Genomic DNA, 15120 nt, shown 5'->3' with positions numbered 1-15120 from the left:
CAGGACCGCTCCGCCTCGGACGTCAGGGCCCGGGGCGTCGCGAGGCGGGGCGTCGTGACGCCCCGGGCCGCGTCAGCGGCGCCCCCGGGACCGGGTCCCGCGCGGCGGCCGGACGAACTGGAGCTCCAGCGCGGCCGGTGGCTCGGCGACGCCGGGGCCTCCGGCCGTCGCCCAGCCGATCAGCTCCTCGGTGCACTCGTCGTCCAGGGCGAATCCGATCCAGGCGGCCCGGCCCCCGCTGCGCCGCCCCTCGGCCGACGGCCGCACCACGATCACGTTCGCCTGGTCGCAGGGGCCGAGGCAGTCCGTCGTACGCACGGTGAACCGGCCCCCGGAGGCCTCGGCACCGGCCCGCAGCCGCGCCAGTTGGCCTGCGTGATCGCTCTGCGGATACTTGCGCGGATCGCCGCAGCAGCAGCCGCGGCAGACGACGAGGGTGCAGGGAAGCGCTCCGACGGCGCGCAGCACCGCCGAACGGGCACGCGGGAGCGGACCGTTGGCTGTCACGGTACGAGACCTTCCTCGAAGGATGTCGGGCGGCACCGCACAAGCCAGGTCCCCCCGTGCGGGGCGCCGGACCGACCCGCCCGTCGCCGATGATCACCGTACGAGATCCGTGGCCCGGCCGGCCCTCCGGCCCCGCAGGCGCCGCCAGAACGCCCTGCTCATCGTGATCGGCCCGGCGGCCTTCGGCGGTGCGGACACCTTCGCCGCGGCCGTCGGCACCACTCCGGGCACACTCAAGAGCCTGCCGTCGGCGGAAGGTGCCGAGGGGGTATTCCGTCCCGGCGCACGCAGCTCATCGGTCGCCGTGCGCCGGGCCGAAGAAGGGGTGCCTGTGGCAGGAAAGGTGTGGCGCGAACTCACCCGGAGCGCCGAGCGGTTCGGCATCACGCCGCCCGTGACCGCGACCACCTGAGCCGGACGGGCTCGTACCCGAGCCCGCGCCGACCCGACCCGCGCCCGAGCCGAACGGCGGGCGCAGGCCCGAAGTGTTCCACCCGAGACGCCCGCCCGGTCCGCCGGAGCCGGGCGTCTTCGGCGTGCACGTCCCTTGTCGACAAGGCGCCCGGACGCTGCGCCGACAAGACGGTCGGCAAGATGCGAAACAAAATTGTTGACAATCTTGTTGGTCTAGATTTACGTTCGACAGGCACTCACTCAGGGAGGGCGCAATGCAGAAGGAAGCCCGTCCAGGCACCGGCGAGCAGGCCAAGCAGCATGCACTGGTGCAGCTGCGGCAGGCGATTCTGCGCGGAGAGATGGCACCGGCCCAGCGGCTGGTGGAGAACGAACTCGCCGAGCAGTTCGGTGTCACCCGGGCCAGCGTCCGGGCGGCGCTGATCGAGCTGGAGTCGGAGGGACTGGTCGAGCGGATCCGCAACCGCGGGTCCCGGGTCCGGGTCGTGACGGTCGAGGAAGCGGTGGCCATCACCGAGTGCCGCATGGCGCTCGAAGGGCTCTGCGCGGCCAAGGCCGCCGTCGAGGCCGGCGACGAACAGCTGGCCGAGCTGGCCGACTTGGGCGCGGCGATGACCAAGGCCGTCGCCGACGGCGAGCCGGTGACCTATTCCGAGCTCAATCATGAAGTGCACGCCCGCATCAGGGAGTTCTCCGGTCAGCAGGTGGCCGTGGGGCTCCTGGAGCGGCTCAACGCCCAACTGGTGCGGCATCGCTTCCAGTTGGCTCTGCGGCCGGGCCGTGCCCAGCAGTCCCTGAGTGAACACCTGGCCATGATCGAGGCGATCTCGGCCAGGGACCCGCAGGCGGCCGAAGCGGCCGTCCGCGTCCACCTCGGCAGCGTGATCGACGCGCTGCGCGACTGACGCAGCGCGCGGCCGACGCGCGGTGCGGCGGACGGTCCGAGGTGGGCGCGCACCTGTCCACCAAGGAGATTTCTGCCATGACGCACGGCACAGCGCCTGCCTCGCCCGAGCCTCCGGCTCCGCCGGAGCACGGGGGAACCCCGCCACGATCGACGCTGGTCGTCACCGCGCACGCCGGGGACTTCGTGTGGCGTGCCGGGGGAGCGATCGCCCTGGCCGCCTCGCGAGGGGAGAAGGTCACCGTCGCCTGCCTGACCTTCGGCGAGCGCGGCGAGTCCGCCAAGGCCTGGCGCGAGGGAAAGAAGCTGGAGGAGATCAAGTCGATACGCCGGGCGGAGGCCGAGCGGGCCGCCGCCACGCTCGGCGCCGAGGTCCGCTTCTTCGACGCCGGTGACTACCCGCTGACCCCCACCGCGGAGCTGACCGACCTGCTGGTGGCCGTCTACCGCGACACGCAGCCCGACGTCGTCCTCACGCACCCGGCCGAGGATCCGTACAACGGAGACCACCCGGCCGCCCACCGCATGGCTCTGGAGGCCCGCGTACTCGCCCAGGCCATCGGCTACCCCGGCCCCGGCGAGATCATCGGCGCACCGCCGGTCTTCTTCTTCGAACCGCACCAGCCCGAGATGAGCGGCTTCCGGCCCGAAGTCCTCCTGGACATCACCGAGGTGTGGGACACCAAGCGCAAGGCCATGGAGTGTCTCGGCGCCCAGCAGCACCTGTGGGACTACTACACCGACCTCGCCGTCCGCCGCGGCGTCCAGCTCAAGCGCAACGCCGGGCCCAACCTGGGCCTCGCCCACCAGACGATGGCCGAGGCGTACATGCGCCCCTACCCGCAGATCGCGAAGGAGCTGGCATGAGCGGCGTGATCGTCACCGACCCGCCGAAGGCGGACGCCGAGGACGTCGAGGCGCTCGCCGCGTTCGGTGTGGCCACCGTGCACGAGGCGATGGGCCGCACCGGCCTGCTCGGCACCCACCTGCGCCCGATCCAGCAGGGCACGCGCGTCGCCGGTACCGCTGTCACCGTCCTCTCGTGGCCCGGCGACAACCTCATGATCCACGCGGCCGTCGAGCAGTGCGGCGAGGGCGACGTCCTGGTGGTCACCACCACCTCGCCCTCGACCGACGGCATGTTCGGTGAGTTGTTCGCCACCGCGCTCCAGCGGCGCGGCGTGCGCGGCCTCGTCATCAACGCCGGTGTCCGGGACACCGCCGAACTGCGCGAGATGGGCTTCCCGGCCTGGTCCGCGGCGGTCAGCCCGCAGGGCACGGTGAAGGCGACGGGCGGCTCGGTCAACGTGCCGGTGGCGATCGGCGGCCAGATCGTCCGGGCCGGCGACGTGATCCTCGCCGACGACGACGGCGTGGTGTGCGTGCCCCGCGAGGACGCCCGCCGTGCCGCCGAGGCGTCCGAGGCGCGGGAGAACAAGGAGGCCGCCGCCCGCGCCGCCTTCACCGAGGGGCAGCTCGGCATGGACCGCTACGGCCTGCGTGAGACCCTCGTACGGCTGGGCGTGTGCTACGTGCCCTACGAGGATCACGTCCGGGGCGCGACGCCCGAGCAGGGCGGAGACCGGCCATGACCGCGCCCGAGGCGGTGCGCTGCATGCTCCTGCGCGGCGGCACCTCCAAGGGCGCCTACTTCCTGGCCGAGGACCTGCCCGCCGACACCGCTGCCCGCGACGCACTGCTGCTGCGGGTCATGGGCAGTCCCGACCCGCGGCAGATCGACGGCCTGGGCGGCGCGCACCCCCTCACCAGCAAGGTCGCCGTGGTCCGTGCCTCGGCGGACCCCGCGGCCGACGTGGACTACCTCTTCCTCCAGGTCGGCGTGGACCGGGCGGAGGTGAGCGACCGTCAGAACTGCGGCAACATCCTCGCCGGGGTGGGACCGTTCGCCGTCGAACGAGGACTGGTCGCGCCGGGGGAGGGCCGCACCCGCGTACGCATCCGCATGGTCAACAGCGGGGGACTGGCGGTCGCCACCTTTCCCACCGAGGACGGGCGTGTCGTCTATTCCGGGCCCGCCGAGATCTCGGGGGTGCCGGGTACGGCCGCGCCCGTGGTGATCGAGTTCCCCGGGGGCGGCGGTCCGCTGCTGCCCACCGGCCACGCCCGCGACATCGTCGCAGGCACCTCCGTGACCTGTGTGGACAACGGCATGCCGACCGTACTGATCGCCGCCTCGGCCGTCGGTGTCACCGGCTACGAGACACCCAAGGACCTGGAGGAGGACCTCGCGCTCGCCGACCGGCTCCTGGAGATCCGCCTGGCGGCGGGCAAGCTGATGGGCCTCGGCGACGTGGAGGCCGCCACCGTGCCGAAACTGACCCTGCTGGCCGCGCCCCGGCACGGCGGCGCGGTCATGACCCGCACGTTCATCCCGGTGCGCTGCCACACCTCCATCGGTGTCCTCGGCGCCGCGAGCGTCGCCGCGGGGCTGCGCGTGGAGGGCGGTGTCGGGCAGCACGTCGCACGGCTGCCCGCGACGGGGGACCGGCTGCGCATCGAACACCCCACCGGGTTCCTCGACCTCGAATCCGGCATCGAGTACGGCCGCGACGGCGCCGTACCGGTCGCCCGCCGCACCGCCGTCGTCCGCACCGCACGCAAGATCTTCGACGGCACGGTCTTCCCCCGGCCGTCCGTTGCCGCACAACACCCTTAAGGAGGCCCGCATGGCGCCGCCCCTCGGAGACATCGCCCACCTCGGGCACGTCGAACTGCTCACTCCTGACCTGGACGCCAGCGTCCGCTTCTTCACCGACTACCTCGGCCTGACCGAGAACGGCCGCTCCGGAGACTCCGTCCACCTGCGGACCTGGGACGACTACGAGCATCACAGCCTGACCCTCACCGCACACACGACCCCCGGCATCCGCCGTACCGCGCTGCGGGCGTCCGGTGAGGAGGCCCTGCACCGGCGGGTCAAGGAGATCGAGAACAGCGGTCGCCGGGGCCGCTGGGTGGAGGACGAGCCGGGCATCGGCCCGCTGTACGTGACCACCGATCCGGACGGCCACGAACTCGCCCTGTACTGGGAGAGCGAGTGGTACCGCGCGCCGGACGAGCTGAGGCCGGCCCTGAAGAACCAGCCGCAGGCCAAACCGGGCCACGGCGTGGGCGTACGGCGCCTCGACCACGTCAACTACCTCGCCGCGGACGTCGCGTCCAACGGGGATTTCGTCCGCGACGTCCTCGGCGCCCGCCCCACCGAGCAGATCCGGCTCGACAGCGGGCGGATCGCCGCCCAGTGGCTGACGTTCAGCAACAAGTCGTACGACGTCGTCTACACCGAGGACTGGACGGGCTCGAACGGGCGCCTGCACCACATCGCGTTCGCCACCGACACCCGCGAGGACATCCTGCGCGCCGCCGACCTGGCGATCGACACCGGCGTGTTCATCGAGACGGGCCCGCACAAGCACGCCATCCAGCAGACCTTCTTCCTGTACGTGTACGAGCCGGGCGGCAACCGGATCGAGTTGTGCAACCCGCTGACCCGTCTGGTGCTGGCGCCCGACTGGCCGCTCATCACCTGGACCGAGGACGAGCGGAAGAAGGGACAGGCCTGGGGTCTGAGGACCATCGAGTCCTTCCACACCCACGGAACCCCGCCGGTCGACTGACCCCTTGAGCGGCGGGCGCCCAGCGCTCGCCGCGGGTTGCCTCGTGGGCGACGGGCCGTCGGACGGCTCGTTCCGTGTCCCGTCCCGTGCCTCGTTCCGGCCGGGTCCGTGAGCGGGCGGCACGCCGATTCGTGCTGCCCGCTCACGTCGTGACCCGGCTCTTCAGCTGCTTCTCAGGTGCCCGTGACAGGGTCGCGCGGTGGCCGAATTCTGGATTGTTGACAAAAGCGTTGACACTTTCTGGGTGCAGTCCTTAGCGTCTGGCGCACCATCGGGTCAGCCGCACGAGCCGCGTCGACCCGCCTCACCGATCCCCCTTCCAGGGCCCACATCTCCTGGACGAGAGGAAACAACGATGTCCTCCTCCCTCGCCCTGCCCGCTCGCGGCGGCAGCAGACTGGCCGTGCTGGTCGTCGGCCTCTGCTGGCTGGTCGTCCTCTTCGACGGCCTGGACATGTTCATCTACGGCTCCGTCCTCCCGCACATGCTGGAGACCAAGGCGCTCGGCATCGACCCCGGCAAGGCCGGCGACGTCGGCTCCTACGCCACCTTCGGCATGCTGATCGGCGCCCTGTCCTCCGGCACCGTCAGCGACTGGGTCGGCCGCAAGAAGACGATCATCGCGTCCACCGCCGTCTTCTCCCTGGCCTCCGCCGTCTGCGCCGCCGCCGGCAGCCTCGGCGTCTTCAGCCTCGGGCGGTTCCTCGCCGGGCTCGGCCTCGGCGGCCTGCTGCCGAGCGCGATCACGCTGGTGTCCGAGTACGCCCCGCGCGGCCGGGGCGCGCTGATCGTGGGCTCCCTGATGACCGCCCACCAGGCCGGCGGCATCGTCGCCGGATTCGTGGCCCTGTGGACCGGCGACTGGCGGGTCTCCTTCTGGATCTGCGTGATCCCGCTCTTCATCGGCGTGCCGCTGGCCGCCAAGTACCTGCCTGAGTCGATGGCCTTCCTCCAGGCCAAGGGCCGTGACGCGGAAGCCCTGGCACTCGCCGACCGCTACGGCGTCGAGCCCACCGCGCCCGACGGGGAACGCCCGGCCGCGGCCGACCGCTTCGGCGCGGTCGCCGCCCTGTTCCGCGGTGGACTGTGGATCCAGACCCTCCTCTTCTGGCTGGCCTCCTTCGGCGGCCTCCTCCTGGTGTACGGCGTCTCCCAGTGGCTGCCCTCGCTGATGAAGGCCAACGGCTACAACCTCGGCTCCTCGATCGGCTTCGTCATCGTCATCAACCTCGGCGGCATCGTCGGCATGCTCGTCGGCGGGCGGCTCACCGACCGGTTCGGCGGACCGCGCATCGCCGCGATCTGGTTCGGCGCCACCGCCGTCGGCGTCTACACCCTCAGCGTCCGCATGCCGCTGCCCCTCACCTACACCGTGGTCTTCCTGACCGGCCTGTTCCTCTTCAGCGCCCAGGCCATGATCTACGCCACGGTGGCCGCCCGCTCCAGCGACGACAACCGCGCCACCGCGGTCGGCTGGACCTCCGGCATGGGCCGCTTCGGCGCCGTCTTCGGCCCCTGGCTCGGCGGCCAGTTGCTCGCCACCGGCTCGACCACCGCGGGCTTCACCGCGTTCGCCGCCGCGGGCCTGTTCTCCCTGGTGTTCGTCAGTCTGACCGGGCTGCGCCGCGTCCAGCCCCCGGCCACGAGCGGCACCCGGCAGGAACTGACCGCCACCGGCTGACCGGAGGGGCGGGGGAGCGCGTCCGGGCGGGGTCCCACGGCCCCGGCCGGGCGCGTACGTGCCCTCGGGCCGGGGACGGCCGCCCACAAGGTGAAATTCCCGTTGCCCCGGGCGGCTCCCGGGTGCTGGAGTGAGCCCATGGATCACGCTGCGGTACTGGCTCTGTTCGACCGGGACATGCGGGAAGGGGCGCGGCCCGACGCCCCGGGCGCGCGGGTCGAACGCGCCGGCAAGGTGGTGCGCCAGACCGGAGCCGAGCACGGCTGGAACGGAGTGGTCTGGTCGGACCTGGACGAGACGACGGCCGACGCGGCGATCGCCGACCAGATCCGCCACTTCACCGGACTTGGGCGGGAGTTCGAGTGGAAGCTGTACGGGCACGACAAGCCGGAGGATCTGGGGTCCCGGCTGCGCGCCGCAGGCTTCACCGCGGAACCCGAGGAGACCTTGATGGTCGCCGAAGTGGGCGACCTGGCGCCGGCCGCCGAACCGCCGGAGGGCGTACGCCTGCTGCCCGTCACCGACCGGGCGGGCGTCGACCTCGTGGCCGAGGTCCACGAACAGGCCTTCGGCACGGACGGCACACGGCTGCGCCACCAACTGCTCGCCCAGCTCACCGGCGAGGCGGACACGGTCGTCGCCGTCGTGGCGCTCGCCGGCGACGTGCCGGTCAGCGCGGCCCGCATGGAGCTGCTGCCCGGAACCCGGTTCGCCGGACTGTGGGGCGGCGGCACCGTAGAGGCCTGGCGCGGCCGGGGCATCTACCGGGCGCTCGTCGCCCACCGCGCCCGGGTGGCGGCCGATCGCGGCTACCGCTACGTCCAGGTCGACGCCTCCGGCCAGAGCCGCCCCGTCCTCGCCCGGCTGGGCTTCCAGCCGCTGACCACCACCACACCGTACGTGTACGCGCTCTGAGGTGCTCCGGGGGCGGACGCACCGTGCGCGGAGGGCGACGCCCGAGGCCCGTGCGGGTGAGCCGCCCCGAGCGATGTCACATTCCGGCAGCCGTCCTCCGTCGTACGGGCATGACGACGAACCAGAGCATCCTCCTGGCCGGCGCGAGCGGCGTTCTCGGCCGGCACATCACCAAGGCCCTGACCGAGGCGGGCCACCACGTCACCGGTCTCGGCAGGGGCACGGGCAACGGCGTCCGCGCCGACCTGATGGACCGCGACACGCTGCTGCGGGCCGTCGACGGCCGGCACTTCGACACGGTCGTCCACGCCGCGACCGCTCTGCGCAAGGCACCCCTGCGGCACCGGGACATGTACGCGACCGACGCGCTGCGCACGGAGGGCACCGCACACCTCGTCGAGGCCGCGCGCGTGACCGGTGCACGGCGGTTCGTCGCCGAGTCGATGATCTTCGGGTACGGATACGGCGACCACGGCGACCAGGTCGTCACCGAGGACGTCCCCTTCGGACCGCCCGGTGCCACCGCGCAACTGGAACGGCACATCGCTGCGATGCGCACCAAGGAACGGCTCACGTTCGAGGCCGAGGGACTGGAGGGCATCGCGCTGCGCTTCGGTCTCTTCTACGGTCCCGGCGGCACCGACGGCATCGTGTCGATGCTGCGCAAGCGGCAGCTTCCCGTCACCGACGACCGGGACCGCGTCCTGCCGTGGATCGACCTCGTGGACGCGGCGGGCGCCGTCGTCGCGGCCGTCGAGCGTGGGCGCCCCGGCGAGGCCTACAACATCGCCGACCGCACCCCGCTGGGCTTCGCCGCCCATGTCCGCGCCGTCGCCGCACGGTTCGGCCTGCCCGCGCCGCCGACCGTGCCGCGCTGGGTGATGAGGCCGATGTCGTACGCGCACACGATGACGGGGACGTCGATGCGGGTCTCCTCCGCGAAGGCGGAACGGGAACTGGGCTGGACTCCGGCCCATCCGTCCAGCCAGGTGGGTCTCGCCGCGCTGGAGGACCTGGCCGCGTAGGCCGCCGGACCGGCGCCGGCCGTGAGGCGCCGCTCCTTCGGGGGCCGGTCGGGGCGCCGCAGATCGGGCGCCCCGCCGCCACGTGCGCGACCGGATCAGAGGTCGAGCTGGTACTCCACCGCACTGTGCGTGGGCAGATAGCCGAGTGCGTCGTTGATGCGGCGCATGGGCGCGTTGCTGTCCGCGGTATCGGTGAGCAGTCCGCCGAGTTCGGGGTGGTGCCGACGGGCCAGGCGGATCGACTCGGCCTTCATCCAGAGCCCGAGGCCGTGGCCCCGGTGCTCGGGGAGCACACCCGTGCCATAGTGCTGGGCATCGCCGCGGCCGTCGCCGGGCACGACGAGTTCGGAGAAGCCGACGACCGAGCCGTCCGAGCGGTCCAGCACCGCCACCGTGTGCAGCGACTCGCCGCGCTTGGCGATCGCCTCGGCCGCCGACACGACCCGATCCACGTCCCACACGACGGTTCCGTAGTCGGTGTCGTCCATCGGCATGTCGTCCATCGCCCGCCGCGAGTGTGCGAACGACAGCGCGAGGCCGGACGGCACGACGCCTTCCCAGTGGGTCAACGCGTAGCCGGAGTGCGGACGTTCGGCGATCTCGGTGATGCCCGCGACATCCGCGTCCGCCAGCGGGAGTCGCGCGTACGTCAGCGCGAGCACCCGGCGGAATCCGCGCGCCGCCAGGAACAGGTCCCCGGGCGAGCCGGCCTCGGCCTGGGCGACGAGCGAGCGCCGCCCTTCCTCACGCGCCGCCGAGACGGCCGCGTCCAGGAGCCGGCTGCCCACTCCCTGCCGCCGCTCGGCGGGGTGCACGGCGAGCTCCAGCTCGGCGAGGTGGGACTGTCCCTCCTTGGTGAACAGCCGGAGGAAGGCCGAGCCGAGGGGAGCGCCGTCGGTGCCGGAGGCCAGCCATGCGAGGCGTCGGCTGGAGGGTGTGGTCGCGGGGTCGGTCAGCGGTGTGACGCGTGGCGGCAAGATCTCTCCGTGGTGTCGGGGCGTGCGGTGCGAAGCCCGCAGAAACTAGCCCTGCGGGTGCGCGCTCCGCAACGGAATTGAGCGCGCACCACGGCACTAGCAAGGGCCTCGCCGGTCAGCGGCGTGCCCTCGACCGGTCCAGCGCCGCGACGCCCAGCGCCGCGAGCCCGATCTGGATGAGCCATTCGATCCAGTCGACGCCCTTGGTGTCGGCGACGTCGAAGGCGGCGGCGAGCGCCGAGCCGATCAATGCCGCCACGATGCCGACGACGATCGTCAGCAGAATGCCGATGCGCTGGCGGCCCGGGACGACGAGCCGTCCCAGCACACCGATGATGATGCCGATGACTATGGCACTGATGATGCCTGAGATCTCCATCTCCGCCCCTCTATGTCGGTTCCCTGTGGTTATCCAGTGCCCCCTGGAGGCCGAGGCAGTCCCGCTCCGGTGCCGCCGGCCTCGGATCGGGTTCCGCCAGGTTCCTGTTCGGCGGGCCGACTAGTCATGTACCGTTCAAAAATCTGTCGCGCGGTGGACGGCCACCCACCGTTCTACGCGCGCAGACTTGGCGCCCGCACCGCCTCTCCCCACCCCACTCGGAGGTTCGCCGGATGCTCGGACTCAGACGTTCCCGCCACAGAATCAGCACGGCGCTGGCCGTGTTCGGACTCCTCGTCACGGGCGCCGCCGTCCAGACGGCCGGCGCCGCGCCCGCCCGGGCCGCCACCCCCCACCGCGTCCTGTTCGACAACGCCCACGCCGAGACGGCGGGCAACGCCGACTGGATCATCTCCACCAGCCAGCCCGACCCGCTCGGCCAGGACTCCACCCCGTCCGCCGAGACGGACTGGACCGGCGCGCTGTCCTCATGGGGCGTGGCCCTGCAGAAGACGGGGGACTACAGCCTCAGGACACTGCCTTCGGGATCGAGCCTCACCTACGGCGGCTCCGCCGCGACCGACCTGAAGAACTTCGACGAACTGGTGCTGCCCGAGCCCAACACGCTGTTCACCACGGCGGAGAAGACCGCGATCATGACGTTCGTGAAGAACGGCGGCGGCCTGTTCATGATCTCCGACCACACGGGCGCCGACCGCAACAACGACGGCTACGACGCGGTCGAGATCTTCAACGACCTGATGACCACGAACAGCGTCGACAGCACCGACCCGTTCGGCTTCTCCGTCGACTCGCTGAGCATCGGCTCCGACCATCCGAGCGCCGTCACCGACAGCACGAACGCCGTCCTGCACGGCTCGTTCGGCACCGTCAGCAAGAGCCTGATCGCGAGCGGGACCACCGCGACGCTCAAGCCCGCCGACAACCCCGCCGTCAAGGGCCTGCTCTACCGCACGGGTTACTCCGGCAACACCGGCGCGTTCTTCGCGACGAGCACCTTCGGCAGCGGCCGGGTCGCGTTCTGGGGAGACAGCTCACCCATCGACGACGGTACGGGTCAGTCCGGAAACACGCTCTACGACGGCTGGAACGACTCCGGAGCCACGAACGCCGCGTTGGCCCTCAACGCCACCGAGTGGCTCGCGGGCGCGAGCGGCAGCGGCGGCGGGGGCGGCGGCACCTGCACGGCCGCCCAGCTGCTCGCCAACCCCGGCTTCGAGTCCGGCAGCACGTCCTGGAGCGCGAGCAGCGGTGTGATCACCACCGACACCGGCGAGGCCGCCCGTACCGGCTCGTACAAGGCGTGGCTGAACGGCTACGGCTCGGCGCACACCGACACCCTCTCCCAGTCGGTGACCATCCCGTCCGGCTGCTCGGCGACCCTGAGCTTCCACCTCCATGTGGACACGGCCGAGACGACCACCAGCACGGCGTACGACACACTCAAGGCCCAGGTGCTGAACAGCGGCGGAACCGTGCTGTCGACCCTGGCCACGTACTCGAACCTGAACGCCGCCTCCGGGTACACCCAGCGCACCTTCGGCCTCGGCACCGCGTACGCCGGGCAGACGGTCACGATCAAGTTCACCGGTACCGAAGGCTCCATGCTCCAGACGTCGTTCGTCATCGACGACACGGCCCTGAACGTGAGCTGATCCGCGGCGGACGGAAGGGCGGGCCCGCGGCACCGGGCCCGCCCTTCTCCTGCTCCTCCGCCTCTCGCGATCTTCCCGCGCTTCCCGTCTAGGTCGCCGGGACCGTGGTCTCGGGTGTGTTCCAGCCCGAGACGCGGACCCGCGGAGCCGAGCCCCGCAGATCGGCCGCCCGATAGGTCACCGTGAGTGTCGTGGACTCGCCGGGCCACAGGCTGACCTGGTTGTCGGACCACTCGGCCGGCAGCACCGGCCTGCCCTCGGCGTCCACCAGGTGCGCATCGGTGAGCAGCGAGGGGGTCTTCCCCGTCCCCGTGTTGCGCAGGGTGACCCTGGTCGTCGCGATGCCGTCGGGCCCGGTCTCGGTGGACGCCGTCGCGGAGACCGGGACCTGCGCCATCGAGCCGAGGCCCTTGAGGTCCGCGTAGCTCGTGGTCGGCGTGTAGTACCAGTCGGTGCGGGCCCAGTCGAGGGTGTCCGGCTTGGTCGACAGCCAATAGACGTTGCGGCTGACCTCCTTGCCCCGGGAGTCGGTCAGGACCAGCCGGGCGAGATACGTCGGGGACAGTCCGCTCACCGAGGACGGCACCGTGAGAGCGGTGCTGCGCGCCCCGTCGCCGGCCACGTCCACATCGGTCGCCGTCCGGTCGTACTTCTGTGTGCCGTCGGTGTTGAAGAGCGTGACCCGGGCCGTCAGTCCGGAGGCCGGCTCGTGCCGGTTGTTCACCACGACGACCGAGCGGTCGTCGTACGAGTACTGGACGTGCAGCGGCTCATTGGCCTTCTTCGCGCCGAAGTAGGCGCCGCCCTGGTCCAGATAACGGTCCATCAACTGCCAGTGCAGTGACGTCCACCCGCTGTTGAGCATCCAGTAGATGACGCCGGTCGAGGGCTTCGAGGCGTCCGTGGCGTTGCGCCCGTACGCCTCGAACTGGGCCCGCACGTTCTCGTACTGGGCGAGTTGCGCCTTGCGTACGTAGTCGGTCAGGCCGGTGGGGGCGCCGTAGCGTCCGGCCAGGGCGTTGTCGTAGATCTTCAGGGTGGCGAAGGTCGACGACGGCGAACGGTGGTACTGCTTGGCGCCCGGGTCCTTCCAGAGCGTGTCCAGTTCGGCGGGCGACATCATGCGGCGCAAGGTGTCCAGGGTCGGGATGTCGGGGCCCGCGCCGGTCTCGGAGTTGAAGCCGGTGGCGCCGCCCTCGCGCTTGGCGTACCAGTAGTTCGGCGGGATCCATTCGTAGGGCCCGGTCATCTTCATGCCCGAACGGCCGGTGACGGGGGAGGACTTGTCGCTGGCTGCGGGGACCACGGGCGTCGGCCAGTCGGCCGAGTGGAGCGCGTCCAGGTAGTTCTTCTCGATCGTGGCGTCCGGCGCGGCGTCGCTGCCGATGAGGAAGGAGATCACGCTGGGATGGGAGCGCAGCCGCGCGGCCTCGGCGGCCATCGACGCCTTGGCGACGGGATAGTCGGCGGTCGTCCAGGGCTCCCCGGCCTCGCCGCTGTTGACGTTGCCCTCCCACTTGGTGCAGCACTCCCAGCCGGGCAGCGTGAGGACGCCGTACTTGTCGGCGAGGTCGAAGAACTCGTCCGGCTCGATGTGCCCCTCCAGCCGGACCGTGTTGAGCCCCAGATCGAGCACGTACTTCAGCCGGTCCTCGACGTAGGTCCGGTCCCAGCGCAGGAACTCGTCCGGCGACCAGCCGCCGCCCTTGATCAGCAGTCTGCGGCCGTTGATGCTGTACTGCCGCGCCCCGTCGCGGTTCAGGGGAGCCTTGACCTCGCGGATGCCGAAGTCCTCGTGCGCGCGGTCGGAGCGCTCGCCCGCGACGGAGACGCTCAGATCGAGGCCGTACAGGGGCTGTCCGCCCATGCCGGCCGGCCACCACACCTTGGGTGCCTTCAGGTGCAGGCCGGGGGAGTCGGCCGGGGTGAAGGTGACCGTCCTCGTCTCGTGCGGGCCGAGCGGGACCGTCCGGGCGAAGACCGCGGGGCCGATGCTGCCGGAGACGGTGGCGGTCACGGCCTTGTCCGTCTCGTTGCGTGCCTGCGCCTTCACGGTCAGGTCCGCGGAGGCGAGCGAGGGCACGTCCAGCTCGGTGACCACGTGCGCGTCGCGGAGCGCGACCGGTCCGCCGCGGCGGACCAGGACGTCCCGGACGATGCCCATGTTCTGGTCGGGCGGCGGTTGCAGCCAGTCGAGCCAGCCCATGGTGAGCATCTTGGTCGGGTCGTTGGGCTGGATCCGGAAGGCGACGGTGTTGGTGCCGGCCCGCACGAGCGAGGTGATGTCGAGCTCGTGGTGCGTGTACGCGCCCTTCACGTCGGAGGTCTTGGCGACCTGGCGGCCGTTGACGTACACGTCGGCCGCGGAGATCACGCCGCTGAAGTCCAGATAGCTGCGCTCGGAGGTGTCGTCGACGGTGAAGTCCGAGCGGTACCACCAGGGCACGGCGAAGTCGGACTTCGGGATCTTCTTGAGGTTCGTGGAGTGGAACGGATCGGCGTACCTCCCGTCGGCGAGCAGCGCCGCGAGCACCGTCGAGCGCGGGCCCGCGGGTACCCAGCCGCTCGTCGGATAGCCGGGGCTCGACACCTTCCCCGGTGAGTCGGTGACCTGGGCGCTGGACCGGATCGTGTAGCCGCCGAGCGCGGTGGCGCTGCCGGGGGTGGAGGCCACCTTCGTCACGGGAGACCGCTGCGCGGGGCGCACGATCGCCGGCCGGTCGCCCTCGGCCCACGCGCACGTGGACAGGGCGCACAGGGCACACAGGGTGACAGTGGCCGTGGCGAGGCGCCGTCTTGCGGCACGGCGGTGGAACACGGTGGTCTCCTTGGGGGTGGGGGAGCATCCGCGCTGCGACACTGCGAGAGTCAGCTCAAGTTAGGAAACTTTACTAACTGCGCCCACAAGCTAGGCCGGTGAGTAATTCATGTCAATCACCGCGAGGTCCGGTGCCGTCCGGGCGGCGGAGCGCGGGCCGGCGGACGGACCACCGCCGCCGGTGCC

The 15120-nt window shown here is 71.5% G+C and carries 14 protein-coding genes; 10 read left to right on the top strand and 4 right to left on the bottom strand.

Annotated elements, in window-relative coordinates:
* Positions 1-72 precede the first annotated feature (72 nt).
* Positions 73-507 (bottom strand): (2Fe-2S) ferredoxin domain-containing protein, encoded by a 435-nt coding sequence (locus tag ACZ4IF_RS30240; protein ID WP_467568406.1) that lies wholly within the window; start codon positions 505-507, stop codon positions 73-75.
* A gap of 109 nt (positions 508-616) precedes the next feature.
* Here ACZ4IF_RS30240 and ACZ4IF_RS30235 point away from each other — a divergent pair, with 109 nt between their 5' ends.
* From ACZ4IF_RS30235 to ACZ4IF_RS30195, 9 genes are all read left to right on the top strand, one after another.
* Positions 617-919, top strand: coding sequence for an Ldh family oxidoreductase (locus ACZ4IF_RS30235; protein ID WP_467568404.1), 303 nt, complete (start codon positions 617-619; stop codon positions 917-919).
* Positions 920-1175: 256 nt separating this feature from the next.
* Positions 1176-1826: a GntR family transcriptional regulator gene (locus ACZ4IF_RS30230; protein WP_467568402.1), complete on the top strand. Its 651-nt coding sequence runs from the start codon at positions 1176-1178 to the stop codon at positions 1824-1826.
* Between the two features lie 77 nt (positions 1827-1903).
* Complete coding sequence (locus ACZ4IF_RS30225) at positions 1904-2692, top strand: PIG-L deacetylase family protein (RefSeq protein ID WP_467568400.1); 789 nt, start codon at positions 1904-1906, stop codon at positions 2690-2692.
* Positions 2689-3417, top strand: a complete 729-nt coding sequence (locus ACZ4IF_RS30220) for a 4-carboxy-4-hydroxy-2-oxoadipate aldolase/oxaloacetate decarboxylase (protein WP_467568398.1) — start codon at positions 2689-2691, stop codon at positions 3415-3417. The genes ACZ4IF_RS30225 and ACZ4IF_RS30220 overlap by 4 nt, the downstream gene beginning before the upstream one ends.
* The gene (locus ACZ4IF_RS30215) at positions 3414-4502 is read left to right on the top strand and encodes a 4-oxalomesaconate tautomerase (protein ID WP_467568396.1); all 1089 of its coding nucleotides are present in this window, start codon (positions 3414-3416) and stop codon (positions 4500-4502) included. Before ACZ4IF_RS30220 ends, ACZ4IF_RS30215 begins: the two co-directional genes overlap by 4 nt.
* A 10-nt stretch (positions 4503-4512) precedes the next feature.
* Positions 4513-5463, top strand: coding sequence for a catechol 2,3-dioxygenase (locus tag ACZ4IF_RS30210; RefSeq protein ID WP_467568394.1), 951 nt, complete (start codon positions 4513-4515; stop codon positions 5461-5463).
* Between the two features lie 355 nt (positions 5464-5818).
* Entirely contained in the window at positions 5819-7144 is a 1326-nt protein-coding gene (locus tag ACZ4IF_RS30205; RefSeq protein ID WP_467568392.1) for an MFS transporter, read from the top strand.
* 138 nt (positions 7145-7282) lie between these two features.
* Complete coding sequence (locus tag ACZ4IF_RS30200; protein WP_467568390.1) at positions 7283-8059, top strand: GNAT family N-acetyltransferase; 777 nt, start codon at positions 7283-7285, stop codon at positions 8057-8059.
* 110 nt (positions 8060-8169) lie between these two features.
* Positions 8170-9084, top strand: coding sequence for an NAD-dependent epimerase/dehydratase family protein (locus ACZ4IF_RS30195; protein ID WP_467568388.1), 915 nt, complete (start codon positions 8170-8172; stop codon positions 9082-9084).
* Between the two features lie 95 nt (positions 9085-9179).
* Here the strand turns inward: ACZ4IF_RS30195 and ACZ4IF_RS30190 are convergent, their stop codons facing one another.
* A complete protein-coding gene (locus ACZ4IF_RS30190) occupies positions 9180-10061 on the bottom strand; it encodes a GNAT family N-acetyltransferase (RefSeq protein ID WP_467568386.1) in 882 nt (293 codons plus the stop codon).
* Between the two features lie 115 nt (positions 10062-10176).
* On the bottom strand, positions 10177-10440 hold the full coding sequence (locus tag ACZ4IF_RS30185) for a GlsB/YeaQ/YmgE family stress response membrane protein (protein ID WP_359490424.1): 264 nt from the start codon (positions 10438-10440) through the stop codon (positions 10177-10179).
* A 233-nt stretch (positions 10441-10673) separates the two neighbouring features.
* On the opposite strand from ACZ4IF_RS30185, the gene ACZ4IF_RS30180 reads away from it, so the two are divergent.
* The gene (locus ACZ4IF_RS30180; protein ID WP_467568384.1) at positions 10674-12116 is read left to right on the top strand and encodes a hydrolase; all 1443 of its coding nucleotides are present in this window, start codon (positions 10674-10676) and stop codon (positions 12114-12116) included.
* An 88-nt stretch (positions 12117-12204) separates the two neighbouring features.
* Here ACZ4IF_RS30180 and ACZ4IF_RS30175 read toward each other — a convergent pair whose 3' ends face one another.
* The gene (locus tag ACZ4IF_RS30175; protein WP_467568382.1) at positions 12205-14934 is read right to left on the bottom strand and encodes a glycoside hydrolase family 2 protein; all 2730 of its coding nucleotides are present in this window, start codon (positions 14932-14934) and stop codon (positions 12205-12207) included.
* Positions 14935-15120: the final 186 nt, after the last annotated feature.

This window comes from Streptomyces sp. NPDC025784 (assembly GCF_055558435.1).
The sequence above is the reverse complement of the archived record's forward strand: the minus strand, read 5'-3'. Positions and strand labels throughout refer to the sequence as shown.

Excerpts from the sequence above, each read along its gene's own strand:
- ACZ4IF_RS30200 (WP_467568390.1), top strand. The coding sequence starts at position 7,283 with ATGGATCACGCTGCGGTACTGGCTCTGTTCGACCGGGACATGCGGGAA.
- ACZ4IF_RS30185 (WP_359490424.1), bottom strand. The coding sequence starts at position 10,440 with ATGGAGATCTCAGGCATCATCAGTGCCATAGTCATCGGCATCATCATC.
- ACZ4IF_RS30220 (WP_467568398.1), top strand. The coding sequence starts at position 2,689 with ATGAGCGGCGTGATCGTCACCGACCCGCCGAAGGCGGACGCCGAGGAC.
- ACZ4IF_RS30225 (WP_467568400.1), top strand. The coding sequence starts at position 1,904 with ATGACGCACGGCACAGCGCCTGCCTCGCCCGAGCCTCCGGCTCCGCCG.
- ACZ4IF_RS30210 (WP_467568394.1), top strand. The coding sequence starts at position 4,513 with ATGGCGCCGCCCCTCGGAGACATCGCCCACCTCGGGCACGTCGAACTG.
- ACZ4IF_RS30230 (WP_467568402.1), top strand. The coding sequence starts at position 1,176 with ATGCAGAAGGAAGCCCGTCCAGGCACCGGCGAGCAGGCCAAGCAGCAT.
- ACZ4IF_RS30180 (WP_467568384.1), top strand. The coding sequence starts at position 10,674 with ATGCTCGGACTCAGACGTTCCCGCCACAGAATCAGCACGGCGCTGGCC.
- ACZ4IF_RS30195 (WP_467568388.1), top strand. The coding sequence starts at position 8,170 with ATGACGACGAACCAGAGCATCCTCCTGGCCGGCGCGAGCGGCGTTCTC.
- ACZ4IF_RS30205 (WP_467568392.1), top strand. The coding sequence starts at position 5,819 with ATGTCCTCCTCCCTCGCCCTGCCCGCTCGCGGCGGCAGCAGACTGGCC.
- ACZ4IF_RS30215 (WP_467568396.1), top strand. The coding sequence starts at position 3,414 with ATGACCGCGCCCGAGGCGGTGCGCTGCATGCTCCTGCGCGGCGGCACC.